This is a genomic window from Pseudomonas sp. P7758, assembly GCF_013386485.1.
GTDB lineage: Bacteria > Pseudomonadota > Gammaproteobacteria > Pseudomonadales > Pseudomonadaceae > Aquipseudomonas.
This window is the reverse complement of sequence record NZ_JACARS010000144.1, coordinates 58,836-78,131: the sequence shown is the minus strand read 5'-3', so window position 1 is coordinate 78,131 and position 19,296 is coordinate 58,836. Positions and strand designations below refer to the sequence as shown.

General features: G+C 62.3%; 14 protein-coding genes. 8 read left to right on the top strand and 6 right to left on the bottom strand.

Going from position 1 to position 19,296, the window contains the following annotated elements; all coding sequences use genetic code 11:
- The first annotated feature begins 216 nt into the window (after positions 1 to 216).
- Positions 217 to 1,158: a cupin gene (locus HX873_RS26910; protein ID WP_008433330.1), complete on the top strand. Its 942-nt coding sequence runs from the start codon at positions 217 to 219 to the stop codon at positions 1,156 to 1,158.
- Here HX873_RS26910 and HX873_RS26905 read toward each other — a convergent pair.
- Genes HX873_RS26905 through HX873_RS26895 form a run of 3 tightly spaced genes read right to left on the bottom strand, consistent with a single transcriptional unit; the run spans position 1,151 to position 4,606 of the window.
- Positions 1,151 to 2,056, bottom strand: a complete 906-nt coding sequence (locus HX873_RS26905; RefSeq protein ID WP_102604314.1) for a LysR family transcriptional regulator — start codon at positions 2,054 to 2,056, stop codon at positions 1,151 to 1,153. The two genes, HX873_RS26910 and HX873_RS26905, sit on opposite strands and share 8 nt — an antisense overlap.
- A 34-nt stretch (positions 2,057 to 2,090) precedes the next feature.
- The gene (locus HX873_RS26900; RefSeq protein ID WP_003217775.1) at positions 2,091 to 2,813 is read right to left on the bottom strand and encodes a FadR/GntR family transcriptional regulator; all 723 of its coding nucleotides are present in this window, start codon (positions 2,811 to 2,813) and stop codon (positions 2,091 to 2,093) included.
- Between the two features lie 56 nt (positions 2,814 to 2,869).
- Positions 2,870 to 4,606, bottom strand: coding sequence for an IlvD/Edd family dehydratase (locus HX873_RS26895; RefSeq protein ID WP_008433338.1), 1,737 nt, complete (start codon positions 4,604 to 4,606; stop codon positions 2,870 to 2,872).
- Between the two features lie 192 nt (positions 4,607 to 4,798).
- Between HX873_RS26895 and HX873_RS26890 the strand changes: the two genes are divergently transcribed.
- The 5 genes from HX873_RS26890 to HX873_RS26870 are packed head-to-tail and all read left to right on the top strand — an operon-like array spanning position 4,799 to position 10,695.
- Positions 4,799 to 6,121: an MFS transporter gene (locus HX873_RS26890; protein WP_087693837.1), complete on the top strand. Its 1,323-nt coding sequence runs from the start codon at positions 4,799 to 4,801 to the stop codon at positions 6,119 to 6,121.
- A 21-nt stretch (positions 6,122 to 6,142) separates the two neighbouring features.
- Entirely contained in the window at positions 6,143 to 7,135 is a 993-nt protein-coding gene (araD1, locus tag HX873_RS26885; protein ID WP_134326635.1) for an AraD1 family protein, read from the top strand.
- Between the two features lie 11 nt (positions 7,136 to 7,146).
- On the top strand, positions 7,147 to 8,727 hold the full coding sequence (locus HX873_RS26880) for an aldehyde dehydrogenase (NADP(+)) (protein ID WP_003217771.1): 1,581 nt from the start codon (positions 7,147 to 7,149) through the stop codon (positions 8,725 to 8,727).
- A 39-nt stretch (positions 8,728 to 8,766) separates the two neighbouring features.
- The gene (locus tag HX873_RS26875; RefSeq protein ID WP_008433346.1) at positions 8,767 to 9,642 is read left to right on the top strand and encodes an SMP-30/gluconolactonase/LRE family protein; all 876 of its coding nucleotides are present in this window, start codon (positions 8,767 to 8,769) and stop codon (positions 9,640 to 9,642) included.
- 48 nt (positions 9,643 to 9,690) lie between these two features.
- A complete protein-coding gene (locus HX873_RS26870; RefSeq protein WP_003217769.1) occupies positions 9,691 to 10,695 on the top strand; it encodes a substrate-binding domain-containing protein in 1,005 nt (334 codons plus the stop codon).
- 154 nt (positions 10,696 to 10,849) lie between these two features.
- Here HX873_RS26870 and HX873_RS26865 read toward each other — a convergent pair whose 3' ends face one another.
- Positions 10,850 to 11,998: an aldose epimerase family protein gene (locus HX873_RS26865; RefSeq protein ID WP_087693832.1), complete on the bottom strand. Its 1,149-nt coding sequence runs from the start codon at positions 11,996 to 11,998 to the stop codon at positions 10,850 to 10,852.
- Between the two features lie 128 nt (positions 11,999 to 12,126).
- Between HX873_RS26865 and HX873_RS26860 the strand changes: the two genes are divergently transcribed.
- Both HX873_RS26860 and treS read left to right on the top strand, forming a co-directional pair.
- Positions 12,127 to 12,909: an SDR family NAD(P)-dependent oxidoreductase gene (locus HX873_RS26860; protein WP_177123461.1), complete on the top strand. Its 783-nt coding sequence runs from the start codon at positions 12,127 to 12,129 to the stop codon at positions 12,907 to 12,909.
- 122 nt (positions 12,910 to 13,031) lie between these two features.
- Complete coding sequence (gene treS / locus HX873_RS26855; protein ID WP_008433350.1) at positions 13,032 to 15,083, top strand: maltose alpha-D-glucosyltransferase; 2,052 nt, start codon at positions 13,032 to 13,034, stop codon at positions 15,081 to 15,083.
- Positions 15,084 to 15,111: 28 nt separating this feature from the next.
- On the opposite strand, the gene HX873_RS26850 is transcribed toward treS, so the two are convergent.
- Positions 15,112 to 18,159 (bottom strand): efflux RND transporter permease subunit, encoded by a 3,048-nt coding sequence (locus tag HX873_RS26850; RefSeq protein ID WP_177123460.1) that lies wholly within the window; start codon positions 18,157 to 18,159, stop codon positions 15,112 to 15,114.
- 9 nt (positions 18,160 to 18,168) lie between these two features.
- Positions 18,169 to 19,281: an efflux RND transporter periplasmic adaptor subunit gene (locus tag HX873_RS26845; RefSeq protein WP_008433355.1), complete on the bottom strand. Its 1,113-nt coding sequence runs from the start codon at positions 19,279 to 19,281 to the stop codon at positions 18,169 to 18,171.
- Between the last annotated feature and the right edge of the window lie 15 nt (positions 19,282 to 19,296).

Sequence of the window (19,296 nt, the reverse complement as noted above, 5' to 3'; positions counted from 1 at the left end):
GATGTATATATATTTAACTTATTTATAAAGTGGCACTTTGATAGTTGATTGAATCAAACTATCAGTACACCAAGAGAGGCTTATGCCTGCCCCATTTCGCACAACTGCTATGCAAGATGAGGGATTAATCCACCGCCGCTGAATGCCTATAGTTCTTTCACCGCCGCAGCGCCCCACGGGGCATGCGAAATCCAGTCGTAGATTGAGGTGATCATAATGAATAGCGAATTCAAGCCTGACGTGGCCGATACCCAACCGCAGCACCTGCTCGATGCCGAATACTTTGAATACAGCAAGGCCGCCAATCCCATCAGCGCCAACCTGATCACGCGCATTCCCTATCACAGCTTCCCGGCCTCGCTGTACGACAGTGGGCCCTCTCGGGTAGTGCCGCTGGACCTCAGCGATGCCTTGGGTTGCGAAGGTCCGGCCACCGGTCCGGGGCTGTGTGCGAACTTCATTCGCCTGAACGCCGGCGATACGCTGGAACTGCACCCCAACGCCACCTCACAGGTGTTTTATGTCATCGCCGGGCAGGGCAGTGTGGTTCAGGGCGCGCACCGCATCGACTGGACCAAAGGCTGCTTCATTGCGCTGCCAGGTCTGCAGCAAGCGCGGTTCAGCGCATCAGAGGATGCGCGCCTGTATTACGTCCACGATGAGCCGCTGTTGCGTTACCTGGGCGTGATCCGCAGTGCCGATCGCTTCGTGCCGACGCTGTATCCCGCGGAGCTGGCCAACGCAAAACTGCGCGAAGCGGCCGATGATCCCCGCGCCCAGGACCGTAGCCGTATCAGCATCCTGCTGGGCAATCGCAACTTCCCGCAGACTCGCACCGTGACCCATGTGCTGTGGGCGATGTACGGCATCCTGCCGCCGGGGTCGATTCAGAAGCCCCACCGACACCAGTCGATTGCGCTGGATTTCATCATTGATTGCCCCAAGGGCTGCTATTCGCTGGTGGGCACCGAACTGGACGCCGATGGGCAGATCCGCAACCCGGTGCGGGTCGACTGGTCGCCGGGCCTGGCGTTCGTGACGCCGCCAGGTTACTGGCATGCCCACTTCAATGAGTCCGACACGGAAGCCTTCCTGATTCCGATCCAGGATGCGGGGCTGCAAACCTATCTGCGGTCGCTGGATATCCGCTTCAGCTGAGACGTTTCCAGTGCGGTGTTTCGCCCAGTTGCTCGACGATAAAGTCGATGAAGCACCGCACTTTGGAAGACACGATGCGCTTGGGTGGATAAACGAACCAAACCGCCGATTCACGGCCTGCGATGCGGATATCCCACTCAGGCAACCACACCAGCAACTCGCCGGTTTCAATGGGTTTGGCTACCAGCCAGTCGGGCAGCAAGGCAAATCCCAGGCCCTGTTGTGCGGCGATCAATTGTGCGTCCAGGTCGTTGATCCGGATGCTGTCTTTATGCACCAGCGGTGACACCTCACGCCCGTTGGCAAATGCGCTGTCAGCCGCCCCCAGAATCGCCGGCATGGCAGCCAGGTCGGCAGGGTTGACCGGCGCCGGATACTCCCGGCAAAACGCCGGGCTGGCCACCAGCCGGTAGCGCTCATCGCAGATCTTGCGTGCCTTCAACGTGGAATCCGCCAGGGTGCCAATGCGGATCGCCAGGTCCGCGCCGGCATGAATCAGGTTGACGTGGCTGTCGTCCAGCACCAGTTCCAGCTTGATCTGCGGGTAGCGGGCCAGGAAGGCATTCAAGGTGGGAAGGATATGGTGGCGGGCAAAGGCGGGCGGCAGGTTGAGCTTGAGCACGCCCCGTGGTTGTTCGTTCAGTGCGGAGGTGGCGGCCTTGGCTTGTTCGAGTTCATCCAGTACCCGGCGTGCGTGCGTCAGGAATGTCTGGCCACCCTCGGTCAGGTGCAGCGTACGGGTAGAGCGGTTGAACAAGGCGATGCCGAGGTCTTGTTCAAGGTCCTTCACGTAGCGTGAAACCGTGGAAGCCTTGATGCCAAGCCGGTCGGCGGCACGGGAGAAGTTATTGCCCTCGGCGGCTTCGACAAAGGCGGTTAACGCAGCGAAGTAATCCAAGGGCGGCCTCGACTTGACGGTGGGTTGCCTGGCGCTACAGCGGCGTCAGCACGTTCATCACGGTGTCCAGCGCCACCCGGGTATCGTCCAGTTGCACCAGGGAGGCATGCCGCGCGCCGAGGGCGTCACGGTTCTTGATCGCGGTGAGGATCGCTTTGTGCCGGGGCAGGCTGAGGCCCTGGATGTCGGGGCGACGGTTGGTGATGTTGATGGACTCGCGAAGTGGCAGCGACAGCATATTGCACATGTAGGCCAGCAAGTCGTTGCGGGTCGCATCGGCAATCGCCCGGTGGAAGTCCAGGTCGGCCTGCAGCAACGTTTCGTGGGTATTGGCGGTTTCCATGCCGAGGTAGGCTTTTTCGATGGTGGCGATGTCGGCGTCGGTGGCGGTGGTCGCGGCCATCGCGGCGATTTCCGGCTCGAGGATCCGGCGCACACCGGCCAGGGTGTTGAAAAACTCGCTGTGGGGTGTCGACTGCATCAGCCAGGTCAGCACGTCCGGGTCCAGCAAGTGCCACTGCACCCGTGGGCGCACCACGGCGCCGACCTTGGGCTTGGAAATCACCAGGCCCTTGGCGCTGAGCACCCGGGTCGCCTCACGCAATACCGAGCGGCTGACCTTGTACTCCTCGCACAAGGTGGCCTCCATGGGCAACCGTTCTTCCGGCTTGAAGCGCCCGGAAACGATGTGCATGCCCAAGTCCTGGACGATTTGGGCGTGCATGCTCTTGCGCGGCTTGGTCGGCTGCTGATCCATAACAGGGAGGCTACTCTGGCGAAATACGCGGCATCATAGCATTGCTCCCGTCCCAATTAGTGGGAATGACGCGGCACTTCGGCGCCACGGCAGCCCACGAGGAAGTCGAAGTCGCAGCCCTGGTCTGCCTGTAATACGTGGTCGATGTACAGCTGCCGGTAGCCCCCGACAATCAGCTGCTCGGGCGGCGCAAGGTCGGCCATGCGGGCCGCCAGTTCGGCGTCCGGGATGTCCAGGTGCAGGCGGCCATTGGCGCAATCGAGTTCGATCCAGTCGCCTTCCTTGACCGTCGCCAATGGACCGCCGGCCGCCGCTTCCGGTGCCACGTGCAACACCACGGTGCCGTAGGCCGTGCCGCTCATGCGCGCATCGGAAATGCGCACCATGTCGGTCACGCCCTGGGCCAGCAGTTTGGCCGGCAAGCCCATGTTGCCGACTTCCGCCATGCCCGGATAACCCTTGGGCCCGCAGTTTTTCATCACCAGGATCGAGTTGGCATCCACGTCCAGTTCCGGGTCGTTGATCCGTGCCTTGTACATGTCGAAGTTCTCGAACACCACGGCACGCCCGCGATGCTGCATCAGTTCGGCACTGGCAGCCGAGGGCTTGAGGACTGCACCCAGTGGTGCGAGGTTGCCCCGCAGCACACAAATGCCGCCGTCGGCGCGGATCGGGTTGTCGAGGGTGCGGATCACTTCGTCCTGGCCGTAGATCGGTGCTTCGCGGGTGTTTTCGCCGAGGGACTTGCCGTTGACGGTCAAGGCATTCGGGTGCGGGATCAGGTTGGCCTCACCGAGGCGGCGCAGCACCGCCGGCAGGCCGCCAGCGTAGTAGAACTCCTCCATCAGGAAGCGCCCGGACGGCTGCAGGTCGACGATGGTCGGCATGCCACGGCCCATGCGGGTCCAGTCGTCCAGGTCGAGCTCGACGCCGATACGCCCGGCGATGGCTTTCAGGTGAATCACCGCGTTGGTCGATCCGCCAATGGCTGCGTTGACGCGGATCGCGTTTTCGAAGGCCTCCTTGGTCAGGATCTTCGACAGCTTCAAGTCTTCACGCACCATCTCTACCGCACGCATGCCCGACATGTGCGCCAGTACATAACGCCGCGCGTCCACTGCCGGAATCGCCGCGTTGTGGGGCAGGGAAGTGCCGAGTGCTTCGGCCATGCAGGCCATGGTCGAGGCGGTGCCCATGGTGTTGCAGGTGCCCGCCGAGCGGGACATGCCGCCTTCGGCCGCGAGGAAATCGTCGAGGGTAATGGTGCCCGCCTTGACCTGTTCGCTGAGCTGCCACACCACGGTGCCCGAGCCGATGTCCTGGCCCTTGTGCTTGCCGTTGAGCATCGGCCCGCCGGTGACGACGATCGCCGGCACGTCGCAGCTGGCGGCGCCCATCAGCAGCGCCGGGGTGGTCTTGTCACAGCCGGTCAGCAGCACCACGCCGTCGATGGGATTGCCGCGAATGGCTTCCTCCACGTCCATGCTGGCCAGGTTACGGGTGAGCATCGCGGTGGGGCGCAGGTTCGATTCGCCGTTGGAGAACACCGGAAATTCCACTGGAAAGCCACCGGCTTCGATCACGCCGCGTTTCACATGCTCGGCAATCTGGCGGAAGTGCGCGTTGCAGGGCGTCAGCTCCGACCAGGTATTGCAGATCCCGATGATCGGTTTGCCGTGGAACTGATGATCGGCAATCCCCTGGTTTTTCATCCAGCTGCGGTACATGAAGCCGTTTTTATCGGCGGTACCAAACCAGCTGGCGGAGCGCAGGACGGGCTTTTTCTCGGACATGGCTGACTCTCTTATTGTAAGACTATATTGATCCATTCTCAGCTTAACATAGGCGTAAATTCGGGTGTTTGGAAGTGTTGTTGATTAAATAGTATTACTATATAGTCCGTTTCAACGAGGCCTGGCCCTGGCGGTTTTCCGCGAGAGGCGACCCGAAACGCTCTATAAAAATAACAATCGGAGACCGCTCACATGAGCCAGGAACAGCGGCTGATACGTCGCATCACGCTGAAACTGATTCCCTTCCTGATCTTGCTGTACCTGATTGCCTACGTGGATCGCTCGGCCGTGGGCTTCGCCAAATTGCACATGGGCGCGGATGTCGGCATCGGCGATGCGGCGTATGGACTGGGAGCAGGGCTGTTCTTTATTGGCTACTTCCTGCTGGAAATCCCCAGCAACCTGATGCTCGACCGTTTCGGCGCGCGGCGCTGGTTCGCACGAATCATGGTGACCTGGGGCGCGATTACCATCGGCATGGCATTCGTCCAGGGCCCCCACAGTTTCTATGTGATGCGCTTTCTGCTGGGCGCCGCCGAAGCCGGGTTCTTCCCGGGTGTCCTCTACTACATCACCCAATGGTTCCCGGTGAGGCACCGCGGCAAGATCCTCGGGCTGTTCATCCTGTCCCAACCCATCGCGATGATGATCACCGGCCCCGTGGCGGGCGGCTTGCTCGGCATGGACGGGATACTCGGCCTGCACGGCTGGCAGTGGTTGTTCATCGTCATCGGCACCCCGGCGATCCTGCTGACCTGGCCGGTGCTGCGCTACCTGCCGGATGGGCCGCAACAGGTGAAATGGATGGACCAGGCGGAGAAGGCCTGGCTCACCGGCGAGCTGGCCAAAGACCTGCAAGCCTACGGCCAGACCCGGCACGGCAACCCGCTGCATGCGCTGAAGGACAAACGCGTGCTGCTGCTGGCGCTGTTCTACCTGCCGGTGACCTTGAGCATCTATGGCCTGGGCCTCTGGCTGCCGACCTTGATCAAGCAGTTTGGCGGCAGCGACCTGACCACCGGGTTTGTGTCGGCAGTGCCCTACATCTTCGGGATCATCGGTTTGCTGATCGTCCCGCGCAGTTCCGATCGCCTGAATGATCGCTACGGTCATCTTGCCGTGCTCTACGTGTTGGGCGCCATCGGCCTGTTCCTCAGCGCCTGGCTGACGGTGCCGCTGTGGCAACTGGCAGCGCTGTGCCTGGTGGCGTTTGCGCTGTTCTCTTGCACGGCGGTGTTCTGGACCTTGCCGGGACGTTTCTTTGCCGGCGCGAGTGCGGCGGCGGGCATCGCCTTGATCAACTCGGTGGGCAACCTCGGCGGCTACATCGGGCCGTTCGTGATCGGCGCACTCAAGGAGTACACCGGCAACCTTGCGTCGGGCTTGTACTTCCTGGCGTGCGTGATGCTGTTCGGGGTGGTGTTGACCGGGGTGGTCTATCGGTTGCTGGAGCGCAGGCACGTGCTGCCGCCCGACCAGTTCGCCGCCAGCGCCCGTGGCGCCACGCGTACTTAATTGGCAATCAGGAGAACACTCATGGGGTTAGTGCAGTTTGAATTGAACAACGGCGAACGCCGAGTGGGCGTGGTCGACGGCGATCAGGTACGCGAGGTGCGGGCCGCCCGCACGGTACGCGACCTGGCACTCGCCGCCATCGAGGCTGGCGTCACCTTGCAACAGCACATAGACCACCTCGGCCTGGCCGAGAGCCACGACTACGCCAGACTGCTGGCCGCGCAGAAGATCTTGCCACCGCTGGATCACCCGGACCCGGCCCACACGCTGGTCAGCGGTACCGGCCTGACCCACCTGGGCAGTGCGTCGGCGCGGGACAAGATGCACCAGAACGCCAGTGACGAAAGCGCGATGACCGACAGCATGCGCATCTTCAAATGGGGCGTGGAGGGCGGCAAACCGGCTGCTGGCCAGGCCGGTGTGCAGCCGGAATGGTTCTACAAGGGCGACGGCAGCATCGTGGTGCGTCCGGGCCAGCCATTCCCGTGGCCAGCGTTTGCCGAAGACGCCGGCGAAGAGCCGGAAATCGCCGGGCTGTATGTGATTGGTCACGACGGCAAGCCGTATCGCCTGGGCTACGCGGTGGGCAACGAGTTTTCCGACCACGTGATGGAGCGCAAGAATTACCTGTACCTGGCCCACTCCAAGCTGCGCAGTTGCAGCTATGGTCCCGAGTTGCGCCTGGGTGAACTGCCCCGGCACCTGGCGGGCACCAGCCGTATCGTGCGCAATGGCGAGGTGTTGTGGCAGCACGAATTCCTCAGTGGCGAAGCCAACATGTGCCACAGCCTCGAAAACCTTGAATACCACCATTTCAAATACACCCAGTTCCTGCGCCCAGGTGACGTGCATATCCATTTCTTCGGCACCGCCACCTTGTCGTTTGCCGACGGCATTCGTACCCAGCCAGGCGATGTGTTCGAAATCAGCCAGGCCGAATTCGGCGCGCCATTGATCAACGGCATTGCCGTGGCCAACAGCGGCGTGGCACCTGGCGGCATAGGCACCCTTTGAAGGAGACAGGCATGACCCGGATTTGTGGCCACAACTACATCGGCGGCCAGCGCAGCGCTGCCGGCAGCATCACCCTGCAGAGCATCGACGCCACCAGTGGCGAGGCATTGCCCTTTGATTTCTACCAGGCCACCGCGCAGGAGGTCGACGCCGCGGCCAACGCCGCCGCTCAGGCTTACCCGGCTTATCGCAGCCTGAGCGCGCAGCATCGTGCGTCGTTCCTGGAGGCGATAGCCGATGAACTGGACGCCCTGGGCGATGACTTTGTCGCCCTGGTCTGCCGCGAAACGGCGTTGCCCGCCGGGCGTATCCAGGGTGAGCGCGGTCGTACCAGCGGCCAGATGCGGTTGTTCGCCAAGGTACTGCGGCGCGGTGATTTCTACGGGGCGCGGATCGACCAGGCGCTGCCGGATCGTCAGCCCTTGCCGCGCCCGGATCTGCGCCAATACCGCATCGGCCTGGGGCCGGTCGCGGTGTTTGGGGCGAGCAATTTCCCCCTGGCCTTTTCCACTGCCGGTGGCGACACCGCCGCCGCGCTGGCGGCCGGTTGCCCGGTGGTGTTCAAGGCCCACAGCGGCCACATGGCCACCGCCGAGCGGGTCGCCGATGCGATCATGCGGGCGGCCGAGCGCACAGGTATGCCCGGCGGCGTGTTCAACATGATCTTCGGCGGCGGTGTGGGGGAAGCGCTGGTCAAGCACCCAGCGATCCAGGCCGTGGGTTTCACCGGCTCGCTCAAGGGCGGCCGGGCGTTGTGCGATATGGCGGCGGCACGCCCGCAACCGATCCCGGTGTTCGCCGAGATGTCCAGCATCAACCCGGTGATCGTCTTGCCCCAGGCCCTGCAAACCCGGGCAGACACCATCGCCCGCGACCTGGTCGCCTCGGTGGTGCAGGGGTGCGGCCAGTTCTGCACGAACCCGGGCCTGGTGATCGGGATTGCCTCCCCAGCGTTCACAGGCTTCACCCAACAGGTCGCCCAACTGATCGGCGGCCAGCCCGCGCAAACCATGCTCAATGCCGGCACCTTGAACAGCTACGGCAAAGGCCTGCACACGCTGCTGGCCCATCCTCGCATCGAGCACCTGGCGGGCCAGACGCAAACCGGCAATCAGGCGCAGCCACAGCTATTCAAAGCGGACGCCAGCCTGCTGATCAACGGCGATGAAGTGCTGCAGGAGGAAGTGTTCGGCCCCACCACGGTGTTCGTGGAAGTCGCCGACCAGGCCCAACTCACTGCGGCGTTGCACGGCCTGCACGGCCAATTGACCGCGACGATCATTGGCGAGCCGGCGGATTTCACCCAGTTCGGCGAGTTGACGCCGCTGCTGGAGCAAAAGGTTGGCCGCATCCTGCTCAACGGCTACCCCACGGGCGTCGAGGTGTGTGACGCGATGGTCCATGGCGGGCCGTATCCGGCGACTTCGGATGCCCGTGGCACTTCCGTGGGCACCCTGGCGATCGAGCGTTTCCTGCGACCTGTGTGCTTTCAGAATTACCCTGATAGCCTGCTCCCCGACGCGCTGAAGAATGCCAACCCGTTGCGCATTCAGCGTCTGGTAGATGGGCAGCCGTCGCGCGACGCGCTGTAACCGGTACCACCTGAAAACAACAAGAAAGCAGGAGGTTTCATGTCGTGGACCGCAGTCACACCGCACCGGGCTCGGCTGGGCGAAGGGCCGTTCTGGGATGTACCGGGCCAGGCCTTGTATTGGGTGGACATCATCGGCCAGCAGGCCTTGCGCCTGCAGGGCGGGCAATTGCACACCTGGCAATTGCCTGAGCCGGTCTCGGCGTTTATTCCGTGCGCCAGCGGCGATGCACTGGTGACCCTGAGCAGCGGCGTGTATCGCCTCGACCTCGATTCGACGCCGAGCGATCCACGCCTGACCTTGCTTTGCGTCGCCGATCCGCAACCGGGCAACCGTGCCAACGAAGCCCGCTGCGACGCCCAGGGCCGGCTGTGGCTGGGCACCATGCAGAACAACATCGGCGAGCACGGTGAAGACTTGCCGGTGCTGCGACGTTCCGGCGGCCTGTTCCGGGTCGATACCGACGGGCAGGTCACGCCGTTGCTGCAAGGCCTGGGGATTCCCAACACCTTGCTGTGGAACGACACCGCCACCCACGTGCATTTCGGCGACAGCCTGGACGGCACGCTCTATCGATACCCGATGACTGAACAGGGCCAGCTCGCACCTGCGCAAGTCTGGTTCGGGCCTCACTCCCGGGGTGGCCCGGACGGCTCCGCCATGGACGCCGAAGGCTATATCTGGAACGCGCGCTGGGACGGCAGCTGCCTGCTGCGGCTGACGCCGGACGGTGAAGTTGACCGGGTCATCGAATTGCCGGTCAGCCGTCCCACCAGTTGCGTGTTCGCAGGCCCCGACCTCAAGACCTTGTACATCACCAGTGCCGCCAGCCCGCTGGATCACCCGCTGGACGGTGCGGTGCTGGCCATTGAGGTCGATGTGCCGGGGAAAATCTGCCACCGCTTTGCAGGATAACCAACAGGCTGTTTAACGCACTCAAAAACAACAACAAGGAGTCACCCTATGAATCGTCGTCGTGGTATCCGTTCCCTGTGCTGCGCCGCTGTGGCGGTGTCCGCCGTCGGCCTGAGCAGCCTGTTGCTGGCGGCCGAGCCGGTGAAGATCGGCTTTCTGGTCAAGCAGGCGGAAGAGCCCTGGTTCCAGACCGAATGGGCCTTCGCCGAAAAGGCCGGCAAGGACAAGGGCTTCGAGGTGATCAAGATCGCCGTGCCCGACGGCGAGAAAACCCTCTCGGCCATCGACAGCCTGGCGGCCAACGGTGCCAAGGGTTTTGTGATTTGCCCGCCGGACGTGTCCCTCGGCCCGGCGATCATGGCCAAGGCCAAAGCCAACGGCTTGAAAGTGATCGCCGTGGATGACCGTTTTGTGGATGCCAAGGGCAACTTCATGGAAGACGTGCCTTACCTGGGCATGGCCGCGTTTGAAGTGGGCGAGAAGCAGGGCAGTGCCATGGCCACTGAAGCGAAAAAACGTGGCTGGGACTGGAAGGACACCTATGCGGTGATCAACACCTACAACGAACTCGATACCGGTAAAAAGCGCACTGATGGCTCGGTCAAATCACTGAAGGCTGCGGGTATTCCGGATGACCACATCCTGTACGCAGCCCTCAAGACCCTCGACGTCCCCGGCAGCATGGACGCCACCAACTCGGCGCTGGTCAAGCTGCCCGGCGGCGCGAAAAACCTGATCATCGGCGGCATGAATGACAACACCGTGCTTGGCGGCGTGCGCGCCACCGAAAGCGCCGGGTTTGCGGCGGCGAATGTCATCGGCATCGGCATCAACGGCACCGATGCCATTGGCGAATTGAAGAAAGCCAACAGCGGCTTCTTCGGCTCGATGCTGCCCAGCCCGCACATCGAGGGCTACAACACCGCGAGCATGATGTTCGAGTGGGTCACTACGGGTAAGGAGCCGCCGAAGTACACGGCCATGGATGAGGTGACGCTGATCACCCGCGAGAACTTCAAGCAGGAGCTGGAAAAGATCGGTTTGTGGAACTGATGGCCGCTGACGTTTCCCGGCAGCCCTGCTAACGCCGGTACTGTGGGAGCTGTCGAGCTTCAGCGAGGCTGCGATAGCGGTGGGTCAGGCACCTTGGATATTGATAGTGCCGACGTCATCGCAGCCTCGCCAAAGCTCGACAGCTCCCACAGGTTTAGTCAGCAGAGAATTTCAGCACGGTATTCTGCGTGTAGGTCTGGCCAGGATCGAGACGGGTAGAGGGGAAGCTCGGCTGGTTGGGGCCGTCGGGAAAATGCTGGGTTTCCAGGGTGAACGCACTCCAGTGGGCGTAAGGCGTGCCACCCTTGCCCTTGATCGTCCCGTCGAGGAAGTTGCCGGTATAGAACTGCACGCCAGGCTCGCTGGTATACAGCTGCAAGCGGCGACCGGACTGCGGGTCACGAACGTCGGCGGCCAGTTTGCCGATATCACCCTTGGCATCCAGCACCCAGTTGAAGTCAAAGCCACCTTGTTTAGGTTCGGCGAATTTCAGCTGGGGATGATCGTCCTTGATGTGCTGGCCGATGGCAGTGGGCTTGAGAAAGTCCATCGGCGTACCGGCGACCGGGGCCAGTTCGCCGGTGGGAATCAGGGTGCTGTTGACCGGGGTGTAATGGCTGGCATGCAGGGTGGCGACCTGCTTGAGCACATCACCGCTGCCGGCGCCGGCGAGGTTGAAGTAACTGTGGTTGGTGAGGTTCAGCACCGTGGGTTTGTCGGTGGTGGCCTTGTAGTCGATGTGCAGTTCGTTCTTGTCGTTGAGGCTATAGGTGACATCGACTTTCAGGTTGCCGGGAAAACCCATCTCGCCGTCCTTGGACAGGTAGCTCAGGGTCACGCCCACCGAATCGTCCTGCTTGACCGGCTGGGCTTTCCACACATGCTTGTCGAAACCTTGCGGGCCGCCGTGCAGCGAGTTCGGCCCGTCGTTGAGGGGCACTTGATAGCGTTTGCCGTCCAGTTCAAAGCTGCCCTTGTCCAGGCGGTTGCCAAAACGGCCGATGGTCGCGCCGAAGAACGCAGTACCGGCCTGGTAGCCCTGGACGTCATCGAAGCCCAGCACCACGTCGGCGAACTGGCCGTGTTTGTCGGGTACTTTCAGCGACTGCAAGACCGCGCCATAGGTGATGACCGTGGCTTGTACGCCATGACTGTTACGCAATACATACTGCTCGACGGCGGTGCCGTCATTGGTTTTGCCGAAGGGTTTGTATTCGCTGGACAAGCCAGCCGCCTGAGCGCCCAGGCTGGCCACCGCCAGGGAGAGGCCAAGGCCGGTAAGCAGGAATCGGGATTGCCGCATGACTGAGCTACCTTTATTGTTGTTAATTAAATAGTTCTACTATTTATTCGGCTGCAGGGCTGATTTATAGCCAATATCGCAAAACATGCAATATAAAATAAGACTAAATACAGCGGAGTGACTGCCCCATGAACACTGAAAAACAGCCCGGCGCGCAGGCGATGTACCCGGACCTGCGGGATAAAACCGTGCTGATCTCCGGCGGTGCTTCCGGGATAGGCGAGGCCATGGTGCGTGCCTTCGCACGCCAGGGGGCCAAGGTAGCCTTCGTGGACCGGGCGCAAGGGCAGGGCGACCGATTGGCGGCGATATTGTCGGCCGAGGGCCATGCCGTCGAATTCGCCCATTGCGATATCACCGACGAGATCGCGTACAAGGCCGCGATAGCGTGCCTGGCGCAAAGTCTTGGACCGATCGACGTGCTGGTGAATAATGCCGCCAATGACGTTCGGCACACCCTGGATGAAATCGACTCGGAGCGGTTCGACCAACTGATTTCGGTCAACCTGAAGCACGGGTTTTTCGCGGCCCGGGCCGTGGTGCCGATGATGAAGGCCGCAGGCGGTGGGTCGATCATCAACCTGGGTTCCATCGGCTGGATGATGGCTTCCAGCGGCTACCCGGTATACGCCGCCAGCAAAGCCGCCGCCCACGGCATGACCCGGGCCCTGGCGCGGGAGCTTGGGCCCAGCCGTATCAGGGTCAATACGCTGGTGCCGGGCTGGGTGATGACCGAGAAACAACTGGCGATGTGGGTGGATGACGCGGCCCGGGAGTTGATCGCCCGCAGCCAGTGCCTGCCGGGCAGTGTGGAGCCGGAACATATCGCCAATATGGCGCTGTTCCTGGCCTCTGATGTATCGGTGATGTGTACCGCACAGAACTTCATTGTGGACGGCGGCTGGGTCTAGGCCGGGGAAGGGTCGCCATCCCGGATGCAACGAATCGCCGCCCGGGGCCTCATACAGTAACGAACGGTGGTTCATATGCAGCCACCGCAACCGACTACTTCATGGGTGCAGGTGATTGATTTATGACGGACGCCGATAAGAAACATGTGGCCTGGCTGGTGGAACAATCGATGCTGCATGCCGCCAAGCAGCGCGCCAGGCTTTATTCGGGGCAAGGCCGGTTGTGGCAACAGCCATATGCCCATACCCGGCCCCGTGATGCTTCGGCCCTGGCATCGGTGTGGTTCACGGCCTATCCGGCGTCCATCGTCACCCGCGAGAACGGCAGCGTACTGGAGGCCCTGGGGGATGAAACCTTGTGGCACGCGCTGTCGAAAATCGGCATCCAGGGCATCCATAACGGCCCGTTGAAACGCTCGGGCGGTCTATCCGGCACCGAGCACACCCCCACCATTGACGGCAATTTTGACCGCATCAGCTTCGACATCGACCCGCAACTGGGCACCGAAGCCCAGCTTCAGGCGCTGGCCCGCATGGCCGCCGCGCACAACGCGGTGATCATCGACGATGTGATTCCGTCCCACACCGGCAAGGGCGCGGACTTCCGCCTGGCCGAGATGGCCTACGAAGACTATCCCGGGCTCTACCACATGGTGGAGATCCGCGAGGAAGACTGGCCGCTGCTGCCCGACATCAGCGAGGGCCGCGATGCGCAGAACCTCAGCCCGCAGCAGGTCGACGTGCTCAGGGACAAGCACTACATCGTCGGCCAGTTGCAACGGGTGATCTTCTTCGAACCCGGGGTCAAGGAAACCGACTGGAGCGCGACCGATGTGGTCATCGGCGTGGACGGCAAGCCCCGCCGCTGGGTGTACCTGCATTACTTCAAGGAAGGGCAGCCGTCGCTGAACTGGCTGGATCCGACCTTCGCCGCGCAGCAGATGATCATTGGCGATGCCCTGCACGCCATCGACGTGATGGGGGCGAAGATCCTGCGCCTGGACGCCAACGGTTTCCTTGGCGTGGAACGAAAACTGGAAGGTAACGCCTGGTCTGAAAGCCATCCGCTGTCCATCACCGGCAACCAGATCCTGGGCGGCGCGATTCGCAAGGCGGGCGGTTTCAGCTTCCAGGAATTGAACCTGACGGTGGACGACATCGCCGCCATGTCCCACGGCGGCGCAGACCTGTCCTACGACTTCATCACGCGCCCGGCTTACCAGCACGCGTTATTGATGGGCGACACCGAATTCCTGCGCCTGATGCTGCGGGAGATGCACACCCTGGGCATCGACCCCGGCTCGCTGATCCACGCCTTGCAGAACCATGACGAGCTGACCCTGGAACTGGTGCACTTCTGGACGTTGCACGCCCATGACACCTACCTCTATCAGGGGCAGACCTTTCCCGGCGGCATCCTGCGCGAGCATATCCGTGAGCAGATGTACGAACGCCTGGCTGGCGAACACGCGCCGTATAACCTGAAGTTCGTGACCAACGGCGTGTCCTGCACCACCGCCAGCATCATTACAGCGGCGCTGGGCATTCGCGACCTTGAGGCGATTACCCCGGCGGATATCCAGCAGATCCGCCAGATTCACCTGCTGCTGGTGATGTACAACGCGATGCAACCGGGGGTGTTTGCACTGTCCGGCTGGGACCTGGTGGGCGCATTGCCGTTACCGGCGCAGGAGGTGGCCCACTTGATGCTGGATGGCGACACACGCTGGATCCATCGCGGCGCCTATGACCTGGTGGACCTGAATCCGGATGCGGAGCAATCCGCCGGGCAGATGCCACGCCCGAAAACCTTGTATGGCAGCCTGATCAGCCAGTTGGCCGACCCGGATTCGTTTGCCTCGCAACTGCAAAGAATCCTCGCGGTGCGCCGAGCCTACGACATCGCCGCCAGCCGCCAGATCCTGGTGCCGGATGTGCAGCACCCGGGGCTGTTGATCATGGTGCACGAGCTGCCGGCGGGCAAAGGTACTCAGATCACGGCGCTGAACTTCGGCTCGACGCCGATTACTGAAACCCTGCACCTGCCCGATATTGCGCCCGGGCCGGTGGTGGACATCATCAATGAGCGGGTGGAGGGCGATCTGACACCCGAGGGTGATTTCACCATCACGCTGGATGCGTATGAAGGCTTGGCGCTGCGGGTAGTGATCTGATCCACTGTAGGAGCGAGCCAGCTCGCTCCTACACGGGGACCGGCTGTTCCGCCTCCTGATGGTGCGTTGAACCAATGAACATATACATCGCAGGCACCATGAACAGCGTCAGCACGGTACCGATCGACAACCCGGCAAAGATCACCAGGCCCATGTCATGCCGTCCCGCAGCCCCGGCACCGGAGGCCCACATCAGCGGCACCACGCCCAGCACCATGGCGGCGGTGGTCATCAGGATCGGCCGCAGACGCACGCCGGCCGCTTCTTCTATGGCCTCGCGCTTGCTGTGACCGGCGCGCTGCAACTCGTTGGCAAACTGCACGATCAGGATCCCGTGCTTGGTGATCAACCCCAGCAACGTCACCAGCCCCACCTGGGTGTACACGTTGATCGAGGCAAACCCCATGGTGATAAACGCCAACGCTCCGAAGAGTGCAGGGGGCACCGAGAACAGGATCACCACCGGGTCGCGGAAACTCTCGAACTGAAACGCCAGGGCCAGGTACACGATCAGGATCGAAAACATCAGCAGGCCGAAGAACCCGCCGGATTCCTGCATGAACTGGCGTGATTCGCCGGAGAAGTCCGAGGTGTAACCCGACGGCGCAATATTGGTCAGAATGGTGTTCAGCTTCGCCAGCAGTTCGCCCTGGGCCACGCCGCTGACGCCCGACAGGGTCGCCGAGTTGAGTTGCTGGAAGTGGTTGATGGATTCCGGCTGGGTCGAGGTTTCGATATGCGCCACGGTGCGCGCCTGGATCATGCTGCCGGATGGCGTGCGAATGTAGTAATCGAGAATCTGGTCAGGGTTGAGGCGGTCGACTTGCAGCACCTGGGGAATGACTTTGTACGAGCGCCCGGCAGTGGAGAAGTAGTTCACGTAGTTGCCGCCCAGTGCCGCGGACAGCGCCGCACCGACGTCGGCCTGGGTCATGCCCAGTGCGGCGATTTTTTCCCGGTCCACCACCAGCTTGGCTTGTGGCTTGTCGAGTTTCAGGTCCATGTCGGAGAAATAGAACAGCTGTTGTTTCTGGGCCTCGACCACCACGGCCTGGGCGACTTCATTGAGGTTTTCCACCGAGTCGGTGGTGGTGATCACGAACTGCACCGGCAAGCCCTGGGCGCCCGGCAGCGACGGCAGGGGGAAGGCGGCGATGGTGGCGCCCGGCACCTGGTTCCATTTCTGCTGGAGTTCCAATATCAGTTGGGCCTGGGAGCGCGAGCGGTCGCCCCAGTTTTTCAGCAGCACACCGCCCAGGCCCTGGTTGAGGATAGGCAACCCGGTCAGCTGGAACATCTGCGCGTATTCCGGCTCTTTGTTGGCGATCTGGAAGGCCTGGTCGGCGATGCGCTCCATCTGCTGCGGCGAGGCGGTGGGCGGGCCCTTGATCTGCATGAACACCAGCCCCTGGTCCTCGATGGGCGACAGTTCGCTTTTGGCGGTCATGCCGCTGGCGGCCACCAGCAGGAACAGCACAAAACCAAACGTCACCAGCACCGGCCATACGTTCAGGCCGCCCGAGAGTACGCGGTGGTAACGGCCCCGCAACCAGTCAAAGTACTGATCGAGCTTGCGGGCAAACCGGCCTTCTTCCTGCCCGGACTTGAACAGGCGGGAGGTCATCATCGGCGAGAGCGTCAACGCCACCACGGCCGACACGGTCACGGCACCCGCCAGTGAGAAGCAGAACTCCTTGAACAGCGCACCGGTAAGGCCGCTGCGCAGCCCGATGGGCACGTAGGCGGCGATCAGCACCACGGTCATCGCGATGATCGGCCCACCCAGCTCCCGCGCGGCAACCAGCGCAGCCTCCAGCACGCCTTTGCCTTCTTCCTTGATATGCCGGTCGACGTTCTCCACCACGATAATCGCGTCGTCCACCACCAGGCCGATCGCCAATACCAGGGCGAGCAGGGTCAGCAGGTTAATCGAGTACCCCAGCAGGTACATGATGAAGAAGGTCCCGACCAGCGACAGCGGGATCGCCACCAGCGGCACGATCACCGCGCGGAACGAGCCGAGGAACAGGTAGATCACCACCGACACAATGATCATCGCCTCGACCAGGGTCTTCACCACCTCATAGATCGAGGTGTTGATGAACTCCGTGGAGTCATACACGATCTCGCCGCGTACCCCGGTGGGCAACTGGGATTGCAGCTCGGGGAAGGCCTCGCGCACGCTGTCGGCCACCGTCAGGATATTTGCAGTCGGCGCCGTCTTGATGCCGATGAACACCGAACGCTTGCCGGAAAACGCCACGCTGCTGTCGTAGCTTTCGGCGCCGAGGGTGACGGTGGCCACGTCCTCCAGGTACACCAACGCATCGCCTTTCTGCTTGACCACCAGCCGCTTGAATTCAGCCACCGTGTGCAAGTCGGTCCCGGCCGTCAGGTCGACCGTCACCGTTTGCCCACGGGTGGAACCGACGGCAGACAGGTAGTTGTTGTTGGCCAGGGCGGTGGACACGTCCTGGGCGGTCACGTTATGCGCCGCCAGTTTGTTCGGGTCCATCCAGGCGCGCAGGGCGAACTGGCGCCCGCCGAGGATTTCGGCGGTTTGCACGCCCTGGATCGAGTCCAGCTTGGGCTTGACCACCCGCACCAGGTAATCGGTGATGTTGTTGGTGGGCAGGGTGTCGCTGTAGAAACCCAGGTACATGGCGTCGGTGGTCTGCCCGACCGCCACCGTCAGCACCGGTTCCTGGGACTGCGCCGGCAGTTGGTTCTTGACCGAGTTGACCTGGGTGTTGATCTCGGTGAGGGCCTTGCTCGCGTCGTAATTCAGCCGCAGCGTGGCGGTAATCGTCGAGACACCGGTGATGCTCGTTGATGACAGGTAGTCGATGCCCTGGGCCTGGGCGATGGCCGATTCAAGCGGCTGGGTGATAAAGCCGGCAACGGTGGAGGCGTCCGCGCCGTAGTAGGCGGTGGTGATGGTGACCACGGTATTTTCGGTGCGTGGCCATTGGTTCACCGGCAATTCGAAGATCGAGCGCAGCCCCAGGATCAGGATGAACAGCGAGACGACAATCGCCCAGACCGGCCGCTGAATAAAGGTATCGGTAAGCTTCATGGGACACCTTTAGTGTTCTTGGGGAGTCGGCGCAGGATCGTTCAGCGGCGCGGCGCTGTTATCGACCTTCACCGGCGAGCCATTCTTGAGCTTCATCTGGCCGCTGGTGATCAGCAGATCGCCTTCCTTCACACCCGACAGGATCGCCACCTGATCGCCCCGGGTCGGCCCGGTCTTGATGAAAGTCTGTTGCGCGGTGAGGACTTCCTCACCCTTGTCGTTCTTGCTCGATGTGGCAATGAATACCGTGGTGCCGTAAGGGTTGTAGGTCACCGATGTCTGCGGGACGGTGAGGTAGCGCTGCGTCGCACCGGAGTTGACCACGGCGCGGGCAAACATCCCGGGCACCAGGTTCTGTTTGGGGTTGTCGACGGTGGCTTCCACGGTGACATTGCGCGTGGTGGCGTCGAACTGGGTGTCGATGGTGCTGATCTTGCCGGTGAAGGTTTGATTCGACAGTCCGTCGGCCGTTACCGAAACCCCTTGGCCGATGGCGATGGCCTCCATTTGAGTCTGGGGCACCGTGAAGTCGATGTAGATCGGATCGAAGGTTTGCAGCGTGGCGATCTTGTCGCCGGGGTTGAGGTATTGGCCAGGGTTGACGCTGGTGATGCCGATGCGCCCGGCAAACGGTGCGCGGATGGTTTTTTTCGCCACCAGCGCGCGCTGTTGTTCGGCGGCGGCGAGCTTGGCTTTGAGGTCGGCGGTGTCAGTGTCCACTTGTGCCTGGGAGATGGCGTTAACCGCCAGTTGCGCCTTGTCACGCTTGAGGACGATCACCGCCAGGTCAGCCGTGGCCTCAAGGGAATGCAGTTGCGCGATGTCCGAGTCGGCATTCAGTTGGACGAGCAGCGCCTGGGCCGCCACTTCTTGCCCGGGCGTGAAGCCGATGGTGCGCACGATGCCGCCCACTTCAGTGGTCACATCCACCCCCCTGACCGCTTTCATTGAGCCCACGGCGCTGACATTCGGTTGCCAGTCGCTGAACGGCACCTTCATGGCCGTGACCACGGAGGCGGGCAGGGGCATTTTCGACTGGGCGATCAGCGCCGAAATCTGCACGAACTTCACCCCGGCAATGATCGCCACAATCACCAGCACCACCACGATCATGATGATCATCGGCCGCCACAGTCG